This window comes from Pseudoalteromonas sp. R3, from assembly GCF_004014715.1.
In the GTDB taxonomy this organism is placed as follows: domain Bacteria; phylum Pseudomonadota; class Gammaproteobacteria; order Enterobacterales; family Alteromonadaceae; genus Pseudoalteromonas.
In genome coordinates this window covers 544926-563709 of record NZ_CP034834.1, presented here as the reverse complement: position 1 = coordinate 563709, position 18784 = coordinate 544926, and the positions used below count along the sequence as shown (strand labels likewise).

Annotated in this window: 13 protein-coding genes and 1 pseudogene; 4 read left to right on the top strand and 10 right to left on the bottom strand. The window is 45.4% G+C overall.

Annotated elements, in window-relative coordinates; all coding sequences use genetic code 11:
- Position 1: 1 nt before the first annotated feature.
- The 6 genes and pseudogenes from ELR70_RS02030 to ELR70_RS02005 form a co-directional block, all read right to left on the bottom strand.
- Positions 2–529 (bottom strand): MotA/TolQ/ExbB proton channel family protein, encoded by a 528-nt coding sequence (locus ELR70_RS02030; protein ID WP_054016585.1) that lies wholly within the window; start codon positions 527–529, stop codon positions 2–4.
- 2 nt (positions 530–531) lie between these two features.
- The gene (locus ELR70_RS02025) at positions 532–1902 is read right to left on the bottom strand and encodes a MotA/TolQ/ExbB proton channel family protein (protein ID WP_054016586.1); all 1371 of its coding nucleotides are present in this window, start codon (positions 1900–1902) and stop codon (positions 532–534) included.
- Positions 1903–1912: 10 nt separating this feature from the next.
- Positions 1913–2665: a DUF3450 domain-containing protein gene (locus ELR70_RS02020; protein WP_054016587.1), complete on the bottom strand. Its 753-nt coding sequence runs from the start codon at positions 2663–2665 to the stop codon at positions 1913–1915.
- A 188-nt stretch (positions 2666–2853) separates the two neighbouring features.
- Positions 2854–4743, bottom strand: a complete 1890-nt coding sequence (locus tag ELR70_RS02015; protein WP_054016588.1) for a methyl-accepting chemotaxis protein — start codon at positions 4741–4743, stop codon at positions 2854–2856.
- Between the two features lie 302 nt (positions 4744–5045).
- Positions 5046–7397, bottom strand: a complete 2352-nt coding sequence (locus ELR70_RS02010; RefSeq protein WP_054016589.1) for a GH92 family glycosyl hydrolase — start codon at positions 7395–7397, stop codon at positions 5046–5048.
- A gap of 197 nt (positions 7398–7594) precedes the next feature.
- Positions 7595–8868: pseudogene (locus ELR70_RS02005) on the bottom strand (sugar MFS transporter).
- Positions 8869–9038: 170 nt separating this feature from the next.
- Here ELR70_RS02005 and ELR70_RS02000 point away from each other — a divergent pair.
- Together ELR70_RS02000 and ELR70_RS01995 are read left to right on the top strand one after the other, a co-directional pair.
- A complete protein-coding gene (locus ELR70_RS02000; RefSeq protein WP_054016591.1) occupies positions 9039–10232 on the top strand; it encodes an AGE family epimerase/isomerase in 1194 nt (397 codons plus the stop codon).
- Positions 10229–11179 carry a carbohydrate kinase gene (locus ELR70_RS01995; RefSeq protein WP_054016592.1) on the top strand — a complete coding sequence of 317 codons (951 nt, stop codon included), beginning with the start codon at positions 10229–10231 and terminating at the stop codon, positions 11177–11179. Before ELR70_RS02000 ends, ELR70_RS01995 begins: the two co-directional genes overlap by 4 nt.
- A gap of 210 nt (positions 11180–11389) precedes the next feature.
- Here ELR70_RS01995 and ELR70_RS01990 read toward each other — a convergent pair whose 3' ends face one another.
- A complete protein-coding gene (locus tag ELR70_RS01990; protein WP_054016593.1) occupies positions 11390–11656 on the bottom strand; it encodes a hypothetical protein in 267 nt (88 codons plus the stop codon).
- A 130-nt stretch (positions 11657–11786) separates the two neighbouring features.
- Between ELR70_RS01990 and ELR70_RS01985 the strand changes: the two genes are divergently transcribed.
- On the top strand, positions 11787–12872 hold the full coding sequence (locus ELR70_RS01985) for an MBL fold metallo-hydrolase (RefSeq protein ID WP_054016594.1): 1086 nt from the start codon (positions 11787–11789) through the stop codon (positions 12870–12872).
- 12 nt (positions 12873–12884) lie between these two features.
- Here ELR70_RS01985 and ELR70_RS01980 read toward each other — a convergent pair whose 3' ends face one another.
- The 3 genes from ELR70_RS01980 to ELR70_RS01970 form a co-directional block, all read right to left on the bottom strand.
- A complete protein-coding gene (locus tag ELR70_RS01980; protein ID WP_054016595.1) occupies positions 12885–13391 on the bottom strand; it encodes a YcgN family cysteine cluster protein in 507 nt (168 codons plus the stop codon).
- A gap of 84 nt (positions 13392–13475) precedes the next feature.
- Positions 13476–15278, bottom strand: coding sequence for a DUF885 domain-containing protein (locus tag ELR70_RS01975; protein ID WP_054016596.1), 1803 nt, complete (start codon positions 15276–15278; stop codon positions 13476–13478).
- 68 nt (positions 15279–15346) lie between these two features.
- Positions 15347–17311: a sensor histidine kinase gene (locus ELR70_RS01970; protein WP_054016597.1), complete on the bottom strand. Its 1965-nt coding sequence runs from the start codon at positions 17309–17311 to the stop codon at positions 15347–15349.
- Between the two features lie 333 nt (positions 17312–17644).
- Here ELR70_RS01970 and ELR70_RS01965 point away from each other — a divergent pair, with 333 nt between their 5' ends.
- The gene (locus tag ELR70_RS01965) at positions 17645–18784 is read left to right on the top strand and encodes a Na/Pi symporter (RefSeq protein ID WP_054016598.1); all 1140 of its coding nucleotides are present in this window, start codon (positions 17645–17647) and stop codon (positions 18782–18784) included.

Below are 18784 nucleotides of genomic sequence, written 5' to 3'. Positions count from 1 at the left end.
TCTAGTGGTCAAGCAACAGCTTGTCTTCTAACAGTTCTACTTCGCGCTTTGCCTTACGTTGTAAGAAGGTAGAGGCAAAAACCCCTGACAGCGCGCCAACCATACCAGCCATGGTTGGGATCGTTGCTTTAGAAACACCGGCAGCCATAGAGCGGGCACTTCCCGATCCTGTGATTGCCATCACATTAAATACTTCAATCATGCCGGTTACTGTACCTAGTAGCCCAAGTAGTGGACACAGGGCTACCATGACATTGATATATGGTAAGTTAGAGTTAAGCTGTATTCCGGCTCGTGAGATCATGGCCTGACGGATCTGCTCTGCATTCCAGCTGTTTCTTTCCTTTCGACTTGTCCAGCTGTTCAACAGATCTTTGCGATAGGATCTGAACTTGCCAAACACAAACATAAAACGTTCGAGGATCAACAACCACATCACAAATGTGACCATACCGATGACCAGGAGAACCTGGCCACCTGTGTCTAGGAACTCACGTAGCGCATTGATTGCATCTACTAAAAGAACCACAATTACGCTCCTTTCTCGCTACGCTCGGCGATGATGCCTGCACTTTGCTCCTGAAGGATAAGCAGCAAATTACGAGAGCGCGTGTTAAGTAAGGTGTAAAGGAATACGGTAGGAATCGCGACAACCAGACCCAGTACGGTTGTAACAAGCGCTGTTGAGATACCACCGGCCATCAGTTTCGGATCACCTGTACCAAACAGGGTGATGGCCTGGAAGGTATTAATCATACCGGTTACAGTACCGAGCAGACCCAATAGGGGTGCTACTACAGAGATAATCTTAATCAGAGTGAGGTTACGGGTAATCTTCGGCATTTCACGCAAAATAGCTTCACTTAGCTTAAGCTCTAATGTGTCATACGCAACATCCGGATATTGCTCTTTGACTTTCATTACGCGGCCAAGCGGGTTGTCTTCGCGTGCAACAGAATCTTTAAGCTGACGGTTGATTTTAGCACCCATAATCATCAAAGAGATAAAGCGCTCAAGGGCAATTAATAATGCAATCAGACCCACACCAAGAATAACGTAACCAACGGCTCCGCCCTGCTCAACTTGTTCTTTGGTATTTGGCGCCTGAACCAACAGACCCAGGATTGAACCGCCTGTCGGGTCTAGTGCAAAGTCAACGGTACCAGATTGTGCAGATTGAAGCTCAGCCGCACTCTCCATGAAACGTGCTGTCGGCTGACGGGTCAGCTCAGACAGTGTATTGGTTTCAGGGTTGTAAGACAGGTATTTACCATCGGCAATCAGGTTAAACGCACCAACACGCAAAACTTCTTTTTGCTCCTTGGCACCGCCTGCAACAATCACATCGGTGGTATAGCGAGATACTTTACCCTGCTCTGTCATTTCACGTTGCAGCTCAACCCATACTTTTTCGATGTCTTCGATAGACGCCAGTTTAGTACTTGAGCCCATGCGCTTAGCCATGTCGTCCATGAACGCGCTACGATTTGGTATCTCTGCAGATACAACTGAGGTACGGAACTTGTTGCTTGAATCGCCAGCTACTTGCTGAAGTACACCGAACAGCTCCTTCAATGACCCCATACGCTTTGATAGAGTGTCGCCCAAATTACCTAGCTTGATTTCGTTTTCTTCAAACTGAGTTTCGAGACGCTCTGAGCGATTGAGTTCGCCATCGCGATTAGCAGTCAATTCGCGCAACATTCTAACCTGCTCGCTCTGCTGCGCTTTAAACTGGGCTTCACGCTGTGCATTTTGTGCATTTTGCGCGCTCTGTCCCTGTTCAAGTTGCTTTAACAGCGTATCCAGATCCATTGCTTGTTCTGCTGCAAACGCTGAGCTAGACAATGCAAGCGTTGCTGCCATTACTGTTTTAAGGCTGAAAGATTTAAAAAAGTTCATCATATACCTCTTATTCTGCAGCCTGAATTGGCAGAGTTAACATATCCGGTGCAAGTTGCTTACGCGCGATGCGGATACCTTTGTTTATTTGACTGATATTGGTGTCTGGCAGTGCAGTAAATGACTTGCTGTCTTTATTCCAGCTACCCGCTTTGCTGCCATCTTTAGTCACATAAAGCAGCTCAAGGCGACCAATGCGTAACATATCAACTTCACGTTCCTGACCATCCACCGTTAGCAAAGTAGAGTAAGCTTCGATGGTGCGGCCGTACTCAACTTCCACCTGATAAGCTTCGAGTACGCGACGGAACTTTTCACTTGAAGAAACATCAGCACGGTCCATCATTGCTTGTAACTTCGCAATGCGCTCTGCGCGCTCTTCTTTTAGAAAAGGAACGTCCAGCGCGACGAACTGCTCGAGACCTGTAATCATACGCATCATCAGTGGCGTGATCTGACGTTCAATCACGGATACCTGATCCATAGACTCGTTAATCGCAGCCATTTCTTCTAATTGATTTTTGATCTGCTTGTCTAACTGGCTGTTATAAACAACCAGGCCATCTATTTCTTTATTCAGTGTTCTGAACTTTTGCAGTCTTGACTGCATGTCATCTGCAATAGAATTGATTTTATTTTGAGACTGGAGGGCTGACTGGTTAATAGCCGAACTTGATTCAATGACCTTGTTCAGATCATTTGCCTGAGCATTAGCCGCAACGGCGACCATACCTGCTAATAGCAAGTGGTTAACGCACTTCATCGCATACACCTTTTAATATTTGCTTGTTGCTATATTGGAATTGCGTGCAGTCTAATGTGCCTAAATGACATCCATGTTGCGCTAAAAATACATTTAGGTTACAGCTGTCATATATGATTCATGAAAGGAGTTTATTTAATCTTGCGCAATAAATAAAAAAGGCTGCATGAACGCAGCCTTAGAGAGGGTTAGACCTTGAACTTTGCGAGCATCTGCTCTAGTTCATCAAATTGCAATTTTAGTGTCTGGCATTCTTCCAGGGTTTTCGTCAAGCTGTGACTACCCTCAACACACAAATCACTGATCCCATGGATATCGCTATCTAGCGACTGGATCACCGCATTTTGTTCCTGCGTTGCACTGGCAACGGCATGGTTTACACCGTCGATAGAGTCGATTGCATGCGTCACTTCCTGCATTTTAGTACCGGCGGACTGAGCCTGCTGGGCGCTGTTACTGGAGTCATCGATACTTGACTTCATCACTGCAACAGCCGATGCAGACCCCTGCTGCAATTCTCCAATGGTGTTTTCAATCTCCTGGGTCGATTCCTGTGTACGCTGAGCAAGCTGCCTGACCTCATCGGCCACCACGGCGAATCCGCGCCCGGCCTCACCGGCGCGCGCCGCTTCAATTGCCGCGTTAAGCGCCAGCAAGTTGGTCTGCTCACTGACACCTTTAATTACCTCAAGTACCTGCCCTATACTTGAGGTCAGCTTATCCAGACCATCTATTGTCGACTGGGCTTCCTGCATCTTAGCACTCAAAGAGCCGATCTCTTCGATGTTGGCATTCAATGCAACCTGACCCTGACTGGATAGGCTGTTTGCCTCCGTTGCCAACTCCGAGGCATGCTTAGCATTATTTGAAATCTCAACCGCGCTGGATGACAATTCATTGATGGCTGTAGCGACACTATCAGTGCGCTTGGTTTGCTCTGTGTAGATATCAAGTGCGCCTTGTGTTTGCGATTGCAGGCCCGCCATCACTTGCTCAAGTGCCAGTGTTGTTTCTTTTACTTTAGAGATACTCTCGTGGATTTTGTCCACAAACAGGTTGAAGTAATTGGACAACTCTCCGAATTCGTCGTTGTTTTCCACATCAAGCCTGCGGGTAAGGTCACCTTCTCCCTGCGCAATATCTTTGATGGCTTCATTTAAGTGGACCATAGGTCTCATCAGATATTTAAGCAGCAGCTGCAGCATAACAACTATGACCACAACCCCCACCAGCATATAAATCAGCGCCATATTACGAAAAGACGCCACTGAGCTGTAGGCGATTTCTTTATCAATCACCACACCCAGGTACCAGTCGACATTTTTAATACCGCGCATTTTAACAAATGACACCAGCTTTTCTTTTCCATCAATGGTCAAATCAGCAAACGCCTCCGATAATGGCAGCTTAGTGCCGAACAGATCTGTCATTGGCTTATCGTTAAGTTGGGTATCTGGATGGCTTAGGATCCGCCCTTCAGAATCTAATAAGAAACCATACCCGTAGCCGAGAAAATCGATTTCATTAACTATGTCTGTGATAGTTGCCATATCAATATCGCCGCCAGCTACACCAGAGAATCGTCCGTTGTTCATGATAGGCACAACCGCGGTTATGGTCAGCTCGTTGCTCGTCACATCTATATAAGGTGTCGTGAATGCAGTATCTCTTTTGCGCTCCGCCAATTTGTACCAGGGCCTTTGCGTGGCATCAAAATCGCTCGGCAATACCACTGTTGTATCATTTAATACAAACTGACCATCAGGTGTGCCTATAAAAGTATTCTTAAAGTGACCAGCCTCATGTGCTGTCTGAACACGCCTTAATATGTCTGAGTGTACATCGTTACTACGGTGCCCACTGGCGACAGCGCTGACTATGTCCAGCCTGTCATTCAGCCAGTTAGCAATATTTTGCGAAACCGACTCAGAGATCTCCTGTAACACCAGGGTTAACTGGGCCTGCGTTTGTGAGCGCATCAGGATAAAGTTGTTCACGGTAAAAAGGGAAAGTACGATCACCAGCACCAATGAAGCGGCCAGTGTTATTTTAGTTGTAAATTTGAGCGCACTGAACATGGGAAGCCCTGTCTTAATTCTACTAATACAAATTTGTTTTACCAAATCTTAACGAGTTTGTCTTACCTTATCGGCGAAACTTTTGTTGCCTAAAGCTAATTATACACTTGTTTTCACGATTTATTTTTCAACTGATTAGTAATTGTTCAGGTCTCTGTGCACGAAATGAAAAAAGGTGGGACAAATCCCACCTTATTTATTACTTACAATGACCAGGACCAGCTTGTCTGTATCTGGCCCAGCATAATTTTTGCTGCGATGTAACTCAGTTTGGCTTTTTTGATCATTGTCCGACATAAAGCCTACTGATAATCAGAGAGTGCTGGCGGTCTTGCTGTAAAGCTTCTACCCCAATTCTTGTTTGGTTTATCGCTCATCACATATTTAAGTTCGCCACCAGCCATAATGTCATCATGAGTTAAATAACTACGCTCCAGAGCTTTACCATTTAAAGTTACCGACTGGATGTATTTATGTGTTTCACTCAACCCAACGGCAATAGTCGTAAACTGCTTACCGTTTGCCAGTTTAAGCGTTACCTTCGGTGTTTGAGGTGCACCGATTGCGTAAGCCAGATCGCCAGGCGCTACAGGATAAAAGCCCATTGCGGAAAAAATATACCATGCAGACATCTGACCAACGTCATCATTACCGGCAAGACCATCAGGCTTATCAGAACTCAGCGTGTCCATGATCTGGCGAATTCGTTCCTGGGTTTTCCAGGGTTTGCCGGCGTAATTATATAAATAGGCAATATGATGGCTTGGTTCGTTACCGTGGGCGTAGTTACCAATCAGACCGGCAATGTCTTCATGTTCCTTTATCATCTCTTGAGACAACGGCGTATCAAACAAATCATCGAGACGCTGAGTAAAGGCGTCATCTCCTCCCATCAAATCGATCAGACCTGCAACATCCTGGGGTACATAAAAGCTGTACTGCATGGCGTTTCCTTCTGTAAAGGGCCCCATATACTTAGCTTTAAATGGATTAAACTCAGGATCCCAACGACCCTGGCTGTCACGCCCGCGCATAAAACCACTTTGAGGGTCGAATACGTTTTTGTAGCTCATGGCACGTGCATAATATTGCTTCGCCAGCTCGCTTTTACCCATCGCCTCAAACATTCTGGCAATCGCAAAATCGTCATAGGCATATTCCAGTGTAATGGACACGGATTCTGGCAATACATCCATTGGCACGTAACCAAACTTCTTATATTCAGGAATTGCATCGTAAACCGGGTTATTGGCCGTATTGATAATAGCTTCAACGGCTAAATCTACATCGTAATCCCGGATCCCCTTAAGATAGGCGTCGGCGATGACCGACACCGCATGATAGCCAATCATGGTCCAGGTTTCATGAGCATGGAATGACCAGATAGGCAGCATCTTTTCATAGCTTTGCTGATAGTGAACCAGCATGGACTGTATCATGCCTGACACTCTGTCCGGGTCAATATAAGTCAACAGCGGGTGCAATGCGCGGTAAGTATCCCAAAGCGAATACAAGGTGTAATGCTCAAAACCTTTGCCATCATGGATTTCGCCATCTACGCCGCGATATTGACCATTGACGTCCTGATATAGGCTTGGTGCCTGTAATGCATGGTATAGGGCAGTATAAAACTGACGCTTTTCCGAACTTGTACCCTTTACGTCTACCTTATCCAGATAGGTAGCCCACTGCGCACTTGCGTCCTCACGAACCTTATTAAAATCCCAGTGTGGGATCTCTGCTTTAAGGTTTTCGAGTGCATTACTACGGCTAACCGCTGAAAGCGCTACTTTAATCTTCAATGGCTTGTTTTCGACGTCGTCGAAGCTTGCAACGAACTTAACAGCTTTACCGGCGGTCATTTTTACCGCTTTATTTTCGATAGTGGAATGTTTCTCTTTTCCCAGACATCCCATACAGCGATAACGCATGTTGTCTTCGTTGATGAAACGGTAGTTATCTATAGGTTGAGAGAACTCTATCGCAAAATACATCTGACGATTACGGGCCCAGCCATTCGTGGCTCGATAAGCGACCAGTGTTGTATCATTGATTTTACGAATATCGCTCCAGATAACCTTGTTCTCGAAGTTGTATATAGCGCTGGTGAGATCAAACAAAACATGGCCCTGACCGCCATTTTTGAAGGTATACTGATGCATACCTACTCTGGGACTCGCAGTGAGCTCAGCCTTTATATTGTAATCTTGCAACTCAACTCCATAGTAACCAGCTTCTGCCCATTCCTGCTGATGAGAAAAACGTGAACGATACCCTGAATCTGGATCTTCCGCCGTACCGGGATTAGTTTTTACCTCGCCACTGATCGGCATTACCAACAGATCTCCAAGATCTGAGTGACCTGTACCTGAAAAGTGGGTATGAGAGAAACCAACTATCGTAGTGTCATCGTAATGATATCCGGCGCAGCGCTTGTATATTTCAGGCTGCGGTGACACACCCCGCATTGGATTGTCCGTATCCGGACTAAGTTGTACCATGCCAAAAGGCACAACCGCCCCGGGAAACGTGTGCCCGTCCCCACCAGTACCTATAAATGGATCTACCCACTGCGTATTAGACTCCTGCGCCACCCCTAACGATGAGACAGATATCAAAGCAGCCGCGCTGGCTACTGATATGATGCGAAGCATGCACCTCTCCTATCTATAATTTGTTATTATTTGGACCGTTCCAACTCGCACTATCTTACACTGCAAATGAATACGTATTCAATAGAAACAAGATAAGAAATAAAAGCGAATTACGTAGGTATAGCAGGAGGAAAAAGACAATGGCTAACGACTGAATAACAAAAGCCGGCTATGGCGCCGGCTTGACGTGATAAATTTTAACTTTCGACCTTTTGTTGCCATTGCTTATAAAGCGACACAACATTCAGGCCATACCAGGCGATAAAGACGTAACACACCATAGGTACTATGAAGCTGATCTGGATCCCGGCGTTATCAGCAACCAGGCCTTGTACTAACGGGATCAAAGCGCCTCCTACAATTGCCAGACATAGCCAGCCTGATCCTTTGCTGGTCAAAGAGCCAAGACCTTCGATTGCGATGGAGAAAATAGTCGGGAACATAATGGAGTTAAACAGGCCCACTGCCAGCACAGCAAACATAGCCAGCTTGCCATCGGTTGACATGGTAAGCAGTAACAATGCAATAATTGCAATTGCATTAAACATCAAGGCTTTCGAAGGGGATATCTTCTGAAGCGCAGCCGAACCAATAAAGCGTCCTACCATAGCGCCCCCCAGTAGTAGGAGATGTATTTTGCTGCAGTGTGCTCTTCCATCCCTGCAATTGAGGGCTCTGCGAAATAATTTACTAAAAAGCTGCCAATTGCCACTTCAGCACCGACATAGCAAAAAATGGCAGCAACCCCCATCACTAAGTGTGGTGCTTCTGTCAGCTTGTGGCCGCGAGCCTTACAGTCACCCTCTTCAGTATGTGCTTCAATGGTCGGTAGTTTTAGAAATGCAAACACTGCTGCGATAAGTAACAAAGCACCAGCGAGCATCAGATAAGGTACTTTCACTGAGTCAGCACTGGCTGCATCGGTTGCAATGCTGGCACCTGCGCCAAACAATAACATGCCGCCCACTGCCGGGCCTACTGTAGTGCCCAGTGAATTAAGCGCCTGTGCGAGATTGAGTCGACTTGAGGCCGTTTTTTCCGGCCCCAGGGCTGCCACGTACGGGTTTGCAGATACCTGCAATACAGTAATGCCCGACGCCAGCACAAACAATGCGGTTAAGAAAAGCCAGTATTCATGAACCACCACGGCCGGGTAAAACAATAAACAGCCGCCAGCTGCGACCACAAGACCCGTCAATACACCATTTTTATAGCCAAATCGCTTCAAAAACGCACCGGCAGGTAAAGACACGATAAAATAAGCACTGAAGAAACAAAACTGAACCAGCATTGCTTCGGTATAGCTCAGGTCAAACACCGCTTTAAGACGCGGGATAAGTACGTCGTTTAATACAGTAATAAATCCCCACAAGAAAAACAGGGTCGTCATTGCTGTCAATGGCAACAAATAGTTGTTGTTTTTTGCATCTCCACTGGCAACATAACTTTGATTAGTGTTGATTTCACTCACTTGGAATACTCCGTGTTAAAGGATTTAGAGATTCTACACACTGTTACAGAAAAATCACAAATGTTTTATTGGACCGTTCCAATTTATTTTTGATAATGCTAAAGTGAATTTAAAAGTAAGCAATGCTGGGACAATTTGCCCTGGCGGAATAACCACTGACTGGAAAGGTTATGTCAATAAACTTCAGAAACGATCACTTTTTACTTAAACATATTGAACGGACAATGGCGTTCTACCACCCAAGATGTATAGACCCCGAGGGCGGATTCTTTCACCACTTTCTCGATGACGGTACGGTTTACAACGCACATGTACGCCATTTAGTTTCGAGTACGCGTTTTGTTTTTAACTATGCCATGGCTTACTTACAAACACCTGATCCGGACTATTTGGCACAAGTAAAGCACGGTCTGGACTTTCTGGAGCAATCGCACAAGCAACCTGGCGGCGGTTACGCTTGGGTATTAAATAAAAATCAGGTGGAAGACGACACGAACCATTGCTATGGACTTGCATTTGTTTTGTTGGCTAATGCTGTGGCGTTCAAGGCGGGTATAACATCGGCTGCGGCGACCATAGAGTCCGTCTGGACTTTGCTGGAAGAAAAATACTATCAACCAGAATTTCAGCTGTATTTAGATGAATACAACGGCGATTTTAGCAGCGCTGCGCCATATCGGGGTCAAAATGCCAATATGCATATGTGCGAAGCATTATTAATGTGCTTTGAAGCAACAACAGATAGTAAGTTTTTAGAGCGTGCTCAATCACTTGCCTTTACGATGACGGTACAGCAAGCAGAGCTTGCTGACGGACTTATCTGGGAACATTACACAAACGCATGGCAAATTGATTGGCAATATAATCTGGATAACCCTAAACACCTTTTCCGTCCGTGGGGCTTTCAGCCCGGGCACCAAACCGAATGGAGTAAGTTACTCCTGATCCTGTATCGCCATAGTCCACAAGATTGGATGCTGGAGCGTGCAAGAGCCTTATTTGACAAAGCGTTAGACGTAGCCTGGGATGCAAAGAACGGCGGGATATTTTATGGCTTTGCGCCTGATGGCGACATTTGTGATTCTGACAAGTATTTCTGGGTGCAAGCTGAAAGCTTCGCAGCTGCGGCCCTACTTGCCGATGCAACAGGCGAACCCCGCTACTGGCAGTGGTATGACAAAATATGGCAGTATTGCTGGGAGCACATGATTGATCATGAACACGGCGCCTGGTATCGGATCCTGGATTGTAATAACCAAGCTTACAGCAATGAAAAAAGCCCGGCCGGCAAAACCGATTATCATACAATGGGCGCCTGCTACGAAGTACTAAGAGCCCAACAACTTAAGCAGGAGGCACTATGAGCCTGGTGTGTTTTGGCGAAGCCCTGATAGACTTTCTTTCAGATGGCAAAGAGCCTGAATCTTTTACAAAATATGCAGGTGGCGCACCTGCAAACGTGGCAGTAGCAGCTGCACGTCAAGGCGTCAATGCAAGCTTTTGTGGTATGGTTGGCGATGACATGTTTGGCCACTTTATCAAAAGTGCTTTAGCGCGATACAATGTCAATTGTGATTACGTAAAAGTGACAGACAAAGCAAAAACGGCATTGGCGTTTGTTTCACTGGACGACACGGGAGAGCGAAGTTTTAGTTTCTACCGTCCGCCCGCAGCCGATCTGTTATTTCGGGCTGACGATTTTGTCGAGACAATGTTTAACACCCATTCGCTGTTGCATGTCTGTAGTAACAGCCTGACTGAAAACAGCATCTATAAAACGACAATTTATGCGTTAACTCAGGCTCGAGAGCACGGCATGCACACCAGTTTCGATATGAACCTGAGAGAAAATCTGTGGACATCTCTGACCCACTGTACCAAACGCATCTGGCATGTAATTTCGCTCTCAGATATCGTTAAACTCTCCCATGAAGAGCTGGTATTTCTGAATGCACAAAGCCACCCTGAACAACCACTGTCCCATACCATTGAAGCCATCATAGCTGCCAATGTAAAGTTACTAATCGTCACAGACGGGAAAAACCCCATTCATTTTTATGGCCAGTCTTATCAAAGCTCGATAAACGTCCCAGACGTAAATGCTGTTGATACCACTGCTGCGGGAGATGCATTCGTTGGCGGATTATTGGCTGCAATTATTCGAGCTCAGAATGAGCAAAGCATTGACGCGTTTTTGACAAACCAGTCAGCAGTGAGCAATGCCATTGCCTATGCCAGCCGCTGCGGTGCGTTTGCCGTAACACGCTATGGTGCATTTGATTCCTTACCCGGTTTCGAAGATGTTAAATAATATTTTGTGAGAGAAGGTACAAGGATGTCCCTTTATACCAAATTGCTTAATTAAGTGTTCTATTTTGAGGCGAGAAAATATCGTCGATAACTAGGCAAAAACTTCGCTATTTAGTTGCTCTAAATGAGAAATTTTTAACACCGTTAGCGGCATATTTGCTCCTTCAAATTGAACAGGTATTAAGTAAAATTGGTATTACATACCTGAGGGTTAAATGTGCACCAGAAAATGCATATAAACGTAGTAAAAGCCGGGTGAACACACCGCCAACCCAAGCAAGTAAATCTTAAAAAAACCATCTCGCTGGGCACTTATCTGGGATACCACCGACACTGAACTCTCTTCAGACTCAGGAATATCCTTGGGGCGGTAAAACCGATAAAGCTTCATCAGGCACAGGCCAATGATAAATGGCCCTAAAATAAGAGAGAAAAAAAAGCCTACTGCATACCAAGTTTCAGGCGCTACTCTATCCACACATTACCTCTGACAACAACACTCAGCCAAATACATACCTGTTTACATCTGAGTGTTTGATATTATGCCCATCACTTGTACTATGCAACCCAAGCCTAACATATTAGAAGAACTAAAAAAGACCTATTATATGAGCAAAGCCTACTTACTCTTTCCTTTTACTCTTTTTCTTGGTGCATGTACTGCCAATCAGGTTGCTGTAGAACAGTCAGAGCAAACTGTGGTTAAATATAAGACATCCGAGGGCTATACTGACCGATTTGCTAACCTCTACAAGCAACCAGAAACATATCCCTATACCTGTGAAGAAGGGTGTTATCCGGATACGCCGCTTATTCAGTGTCAGGACGACATGGAGCAATGTCAGTACATAGGCGAGCGTCCTGACGTAGCACCTGAACTCGGTTTTAACGTAAAATGGCTGGGTCATGCGAGCTTTTTGCTTACCATGCCCGATGGCCAGCAAGTATTGGTTGATCCAGTAAGCAAACAATTTGACTGGCCCATAGACGTTGGATTCAAGCTGACCGGAGGCTTTTATCGCACTGAACCAGACTGGCCTTCAAAACCTGAGCTGGACCAATTAAGCGCGGTTGTATACTCCCACATACATTATGATCATTTCAATAAATCAGACATAGACATTTTGGGAACCGGACCAACTTATTACACCCCGCTGGGGTTTGCAGACTATTTCTCAGATGGCGGATACAAAATTCAGGAAATGGCCTGGTATGCGAGTGCGCGAAGCCAGGGGCTTACTGTAAATTTCGTGCCGGCACACCACTTTAGCAACAGGATCATTGTCCCCTACATTACAGAAGACAACGACGCGACACTTTGGGGAGGCTGGCTCTTTGAATTTGAGGGAAAAACGCTATTCTATGCCGGTGATACCGGATACTCACCCCACTTCGGTGATATACAGCAACGTTACGGCGACATTGATGTTTGCCTGTTACCAATCGCGTCTTATCACCATGAAGAATATGCTAGGTGGTACCGAAATGTACATTTAACGCCTGAAGATATGCTTGCAGCAGCTAACGACCTCAACTGTAAGCAGGTGATCCCTTGGGGGTACGGTAACATGAGCTGGAAGATGGGCGATCTGACGTCACATTCAGCCTTGTTCAGACTCTTGCATGTGAAGCAAGAGATTGCACCACAACGCCCAGTTTATATTCTCAATGAAGGAGAAAGTGTCACCTTTTAGATGTGAAGTTGACTAGCCGATATCCAGCTCAGGCCAAGTGACGATGTGGTCCTCAAAGTCATGCTCCAGGTCCACCTCGTTTTCGCTAATCGCTTTGCCCAAAATACTGATCCCTGCATCATGCATGGCCTGTTTCGAACCATCATGGTGCAGCGGATGCCAACTGGCAAGGCCACGACCCTCATGGAGCCTGCGATAACTACACGACTGAGGCATAAAGAAAATATCTTTCAGATTGTCCTTCGTCAATTGGACGCATGAGGGGACTAATGTTTGCCTTTCAGTGTAGCGAGTACATGCACAAGTCTGTTGATCACTGTATTGACACACGACATCGGTATATAGTAGCTCTTCACCTTCACGAAGCACATCTGTACTACTAAATTGTTCACCCTCTTCTTCGTCAGAGTCAATAAAGGAATGCAAACAGCATTTCCCGCAGCCATCACAAATGGCTTCCCACTCCTGCTGGTTCATTTGTTCCAACGATTTCTCAATCCAAAAAGGAGTTGTACTCATAACTTCGCACTTGCCACAAACTAACGGGGCGCAGATTGTACTAAAAGAACAAGACCAGCGCAAAGCTGGCCTTAAAATTTGCGACTACAACTGAGATTTAACCCAATGCTCGATTTTATCTTGTAACACCGGCATAGGGACGGCGCCATCAATTAACACTTGGTTGTGAAAGGCACGAATATCAAACCGCTCACCCAGCGCCTGCTCGGCATATTCGCGCAGCTGGCGAATTTTAAACTGGCCAACTTTATATGATACAGCCTGACCCGGCCATGCAATATAACGCTCGACTTCCGCTTCTACATCACTTTTCGCCATAGAGGAGTTATTCAACATAAACTCTATGGCCTGCTCTCGGCTCCAGCCTTTAGCATGTAGCCCAGTATCAACAACCAGACGCATCGCTCTTAATTGTTCATCCGCCAGGCGGCCATACCATTGATAAGGGTCAGTGAACAAACCCAGTTCTTTACCCAGACTCTCAGCGTACAGGGCCCAACCTTCAACGAACACCGTTGAACCGCCAAACTTTCTGAATTTTGGTAAGTCTTCTATTTCTTGTTGCAATGCCAGTTGAAAATGGTGACCGGGCGCAGCTTCATGTATCGACAAGGTTTCAACAATAAACTTGGGCTGTGCCTTCAGGTTATGACTGTTGATATAGAACACACCAGGACGAGAGCCATCTGGTGCAGGACTCTCGTATGATGCGCCAGCTGCTGATGCTGCTCGAAATGCCTCGACGGGTTTTACAACGTAATCGGCCTTTGGCTGAATATCAAATAACAAGGGCACTCGCGCGTCAATTTTCTTTTTCACTTCTTCGTAAGCTTTAATCAATTCAGCTTCTGATGCAAAATAAAATTCGTCACTATCGCGCAAGTGTTGGAAGAATTGCTGCAGGTCACCTTCAAACCCGACGGTTTCCTTAACTCTATCCATCTCATCGCGGATTCGCTTTACTTCACTCAGGCCAAGCGCATGGATCTCTTCTGCGCTCATATCCAGCGTGGTGTTTTCTTTAATGTAATATTGGTACCAGGCTTGTCCATTTGGTAACGCACTGTACCCCACAGTCTCTCTTGATGCAGGTAAATACTTAGTTTCAAGAAACTGTACCATGTCACGATAAGCGGGGATCAAGGTACGTTCTATGTAATTTTTGTAGGACTGAGTTATCTGGTGCTTTTCTTGTGCAGAAAATGACCCTGGTAAATTCTTTACAGGTCCCCAGAAAATGGAGTCCTCTGCACGTTCGACGATGTGTGTTTTAAACTGAGGGATAACTTTAACCGTAATTGCCTTTGGCAACACCACCTGATGCGCGATACCTTGAGACATCATCTCCTGAGCTGAACTTAACCAAGCTACAAAGCCATCGGCACGTTTAAGAAAGTTTCCGTAATCTTCTACTGTTTCAAAAGGCTGAGCACTTTCTCCGGAGCCAAGTGAGGCAAATACATGGTGAGACCCATACATTTGATCGATTGGCAGAAAGTGGCCGTCAAATTGTTCAGCCGATTGCTGTTGTGTTAATTCGTAGTGAAGTATGTCAAAAGACAATTTAGCCTGACCATAAAGCCCTTCCCTGTCTATCTTTTCGAGCATACCAAGGTATTTGGCGGTAAATGCTTGTTGTTTTTTCAGGCTTTCTGGCCCAAGTGGCGATTCGAATTTATCGTTGTACTCAGACATGCCAAAGAAGGTGGCTGACAGAGGGCTCAATGTAACGCTCTCATTGAAGTATGCCTCTGCAAGCTCCATCATTTGTGCGTTTGCATCCACCTTTGCGGCGCTGACCTGATGGGAGTCGACTTGTTGGGCAGTCATTTCGCATCCGCTCAATGTTAAACCGACTACGAGCGCGACCAGTGTTTTTCTTATCATGTCTGTAACCTTACTCTTTAATAATTCGAGCGCAGTCTGACAGACATCAAACAGATTACAACTATTTTCTATGCCAATGCCAAATCGACTTCAGATGTAGGCAGAATAATTTCAATACACAGTCCACCCAACAGACTATTGTGTGAATCGATTTTCCCACCATGACATTCTATAATTTTCTTGCACACGGCCAGTCCCATGCCTTTACCGCCGCTGAGTGAACTGCGCGAAGCTTCCTCCCTAAACAGCGGTTGAAACAATTGTCGATGGGCATCGTATGACAGCGGCATACCAGAATCTTCTATTCGCAACACTAAGTGCCGCTCACTCACCAACGCACTCATTTTGATATCGACGCCGTCACCACCATATTTGAGCGCATTTTTCACCACTTCCAAAATAGCATTGCCAATAGAACGTTTGTCAAACTGCATGGTAAAATGTGGATCCAGTCGATTGATGATTTCGAGCCTAGCCTTCTTAGGGTCGACATAAGTCATGCACGTCTGAAATGTTTCATTCATAAAATGTGCGACTTTAACGTCTTCTTTTTTCAGAATATTAGCAACCTCTTTATCGCCAGTAACTAACATCAACTGATCGATGAACTTGTGTAACTCATCAATTTTAGCCATCAACTTAGCATAGGAATCTTCGACGTTTTCAACGATATTGTACTGCAACGACTCTACCTGAATCTTCATCACGGTAAGCGGAGTACGTAATTCGTGGGACAGATCAGTAAATAGCTGCTCTTCTTTTGCTTTAAGCTGATTTACCTGCTCACTTACAACTTGACGCTCGCTATCTACAGTGCGATTGAGTGCATTTACCTGCTGTTCCAGGTGTTTCACCAGCTGGCCTTGAAGTGACTTATGCTGTAGTGCCAGCGCGACAGTAAACAACAGTACTTCAATGAGGTATCCGACTTTGATAAATGATGTAATATCAAAGACATCTATCAGGTTGCCATAACTCGCACCAACTATGGTGAACAGATTTAGAAATACAAGGTGGTTGATAAGGCTGTAAGTAAACGTTCTCATACCCGGCCCCCGTTGTCTGAAACTCCACACGCAAGTGTATACAAACAGCGGGATCACAAACGTACTGGCAAGCAAGTTGTAATAAACACTTTCGAGATACAAAGCGGTAGGGACCAGGCTAATATAAAGCCAGGTTGCTGCAATATAGACAGAGTTAAGCGTCGGATGATAGTGCTTGAGCTGCAAAAAGCCTCGAACAAATAGCAAATGAAATATCGGTACCGTTGCCATCAGGCCAATTGAGAACTGACCGCTAAAGAAGCCGTGATTGGGCCAGAAGTACTGAAAAGAAAAACCGGCCATGTCGATTACGATAAGTAAGAAAAGTAGGGTCCATAACGCGTAGAAGACATTGGTAGTATTGCGGTTAAAAGCCAGGTTCACGATGACAATGAGCAAAATGGCTGCAACCACCCCAGCCAGGCTGGCGTTAGTTAAAATACTAAGTTGCGAAGTCGATAAATAATGTGCGTGCGAATGCAAGCGTAAGTTGGCGGGCGCATTTGCAAACGTCTGGTACTCAATCAGGAATTCACTTTTGCCGGATTCAATGTTCAGGGGCAGGTACATTTGAGGGTCCTGAATAGGACGTTGGTTAAAACTCGAATGTGCACCCTGCCTGTGTACCAGCCTAAGAACACCATCTTCCAGCTGATAAACTGCGAGCTTAGGCAGTCTTGCAAAGCCAAAAGATAATACCCAGTCTGTGTTGCTACTTCTATTATCGAACGTCAACCTTACCCATTTTGAATAGAGTGCATGCTGGGGACGTTTCTCTATCTCATCTAAAGACACAAACTGTTCTGAATGTCTGTGCACATCGTCAGCTTTGTTAATTTGATTATCGTAGTCAAAGAAAAAAACGGCATCGTTCAGCGAGCGCTGCGTTGTGCTGTCTCCAAGCAGAATACTTTGCTGTTGATTTGCGCTGACAACTTTACCAGCGAACAAAAAATACCCCATTAAAAGCAATAAGATAAAACGCATGAACAAGACTCGGTAACCATTTGTAACTATCATAGGTCTAAATCGTGTAGGAAATGTGGATTACAGACGAGATAACTTTCTCGCGCCTCAAGAATGTAAACCAATGTAACACTGTTGCAAATTTCAAAATAGCACTATTTATTAGAAACTTAAAAAAACTTCCACAATTCCTTCATAGCCAAAATGCCAAACTTACCTCTTAAACTTTGAGTACCTGGTTAAATGACAATCGCTTTGAAATATTTCTGTCATATAACTTTGTTTTAATCCGCCCTGAAATAAAAACGTCATTAAAATGCCACATAACATGGCAAGACATAACTGAGTAAAATCATGAGTGAACAAAATCAAACCTCTCTTTTTGCAAAGATCTTAAACTGGACCGCAATTGCTTTACTGGTCTACCTTGTATTAGTTGCTGTTGGTACAGTCAGCGGCGGTTTTAAGCTGGCTTCAGGCGGCACGGAAGGCGCAAAAGAAATTTTCGCATTTGCAACTAACCCATTCGTCGCATTAATGCTTGGTGCATTTGCAACCGCTCTCGTTCAATCTTCATCTACAGTTACTTCAGTTATTGTCGGCCTTGTCGCTGGTGGCCTGCCCTTGGGTATCGCGATTCCCATGATTATGGGTGCAAACATCGGTACTACTATTACTAATACCTTGGTATCGATTGGCCACATCCGCAATAAAGAAGAATTCCAGCGCGCTTTTGCCGCGTCAACGGTTCATGATTTCTTTAACCTGCTTGCGGTGGCAATTTTCCTGCCGTTAGAGATTATGTTTGGCCTGCTGGAAAAATTCTCAGCAGCGCTGTCTCACCTGTTTGTTGGTGACGCTGACCTTTCTCTTAAGAGCTATAACTTCATCAAGCCACTTGTAAAACCAGCTGTCGGATTGGTAAAAGATGCGGTGAGCTTCCTGGATGGCAAAGCTGTGGGTGTCGCTATGGTTATCGTTGGTATTGCCATGATCCTGTTCGCAGTTACAACTCTTGGTAAACTCCTTAAGAAAGCGCTAGTTGGCCGTGCGAAAGAACTATTACACAGTGCAATTGGTCGTGGTCCTGTCGCTGGTATCAGTTCAGGTGCAGTAGTGACTGTCATGGTTCAATCTTCTTCCACCACAACCAGCTTGATGATCCCTCTTGCAGGTAGTGGTGTGTTTAACACTCGTCAGATTTACCCTTTCACACTGGGCGCTAACATTGGTACTACTATCACTGCACTACTTGCCGCTACCTCAATCACAGGCCCTAACGCAGAAGTTGCCCTGACGATTGCATTAGTGCACGTTATGTTTAACGTATTTGCAGTTGGTCTGATATACGGACTACCACTGCTACGCGAAATTCCTCTGCAACTTGCTGAAAAGCTTGCTCAAATTGGTACACGTAATAAATCAGCGGCATTTGGTTACGTGCTGGGCTCTTTCTTCGTCCTGCCAGGACTGTTGATGCTAGCCATCAAGTAA

Excerpts from the sequence above, each read along its gene's own strand:
- ELR70_RS01985 (WP_054016594.1), top strand. The coding sequence starts at position 11,787 with ATGAGCAAAGCCTACTTACTCTTTCCTTTTACTCTTTTTCTTGGTGCA.
- ELR70_RS02015 (WP_054016588.1), bottom strand. The coding sequence starts at position 4,743 with ATGTTCAGTGCGCTCAAATTTACAACTAAAATAACACTGGCCGCTTCA.
- ELR70_RS01975 (WP_054016596.1), bottom strand. The coding sequence starts at position 15,278 with ATGATAAGAAAAACACTGGTCGCGCTCGTAGTCGGTTTAACATTGAGC.
- ELR70_RS01995 (WP_054016592.1), top strand. The coding sequence starts at position 10,229 with ATGAGCCTGGTGTGTTTTGGCGAAGCCCTGATAGACTTTCTTTCAGAT.
- ELR70_RS01980 (WP_054016595.1), bottom strand. The coding sequence starts at position 13,391 with ATGAGTACAACTCCTTTTTGGATTGAGAAATCGTTGGAACAAATGAAC.
- ELR70_RS01970 (WP_054016597.1), bottom strand. The coding sequence starts at position 17,311 with ATGCGTTTTATCTTATTGCTTTTAATGGGGTATTTTTTGTTCGCTGGT.
- ELR70_RS02025 (WP_054016586.1), bottom strand. The coding sequence starts at position 1,902 with ATGAACTTTTTTAAATCTTTCAGCCTTAAAACAGTAATGGCAGCAACG.
- ELR70_RS01965 (WP_054016598.1), top strand. The coding sequence starts at position 17,645 with ATGAGTGAACAAAATCAAACCTCTCTTTTTGCAAAGATCTTAAACTGG.
- ELR70_RS02010 (WP_054016589.1), bottom strand. The coding sequence starts at position 7,397 with ATGCTTCGCATCATATCAGTAGCCAGCGCGGCTGCTTTGATATCTGTC.
- ELR70_RS02000 (WP_054016591.1), top strand. The coding sequence starts at position 9,039 with ATGTCAATAAACTTCAGAAACGATCACTTTTTACTTAAACATATTGAA.
- ELR70_RS02020 (WP_054016587.1), bottom strand. The coding sequence starts at position 2,665 with ATGAAGTGCGTTAACCACTTGCTATTAGCAGGTATGGTCGCCGTTGCG.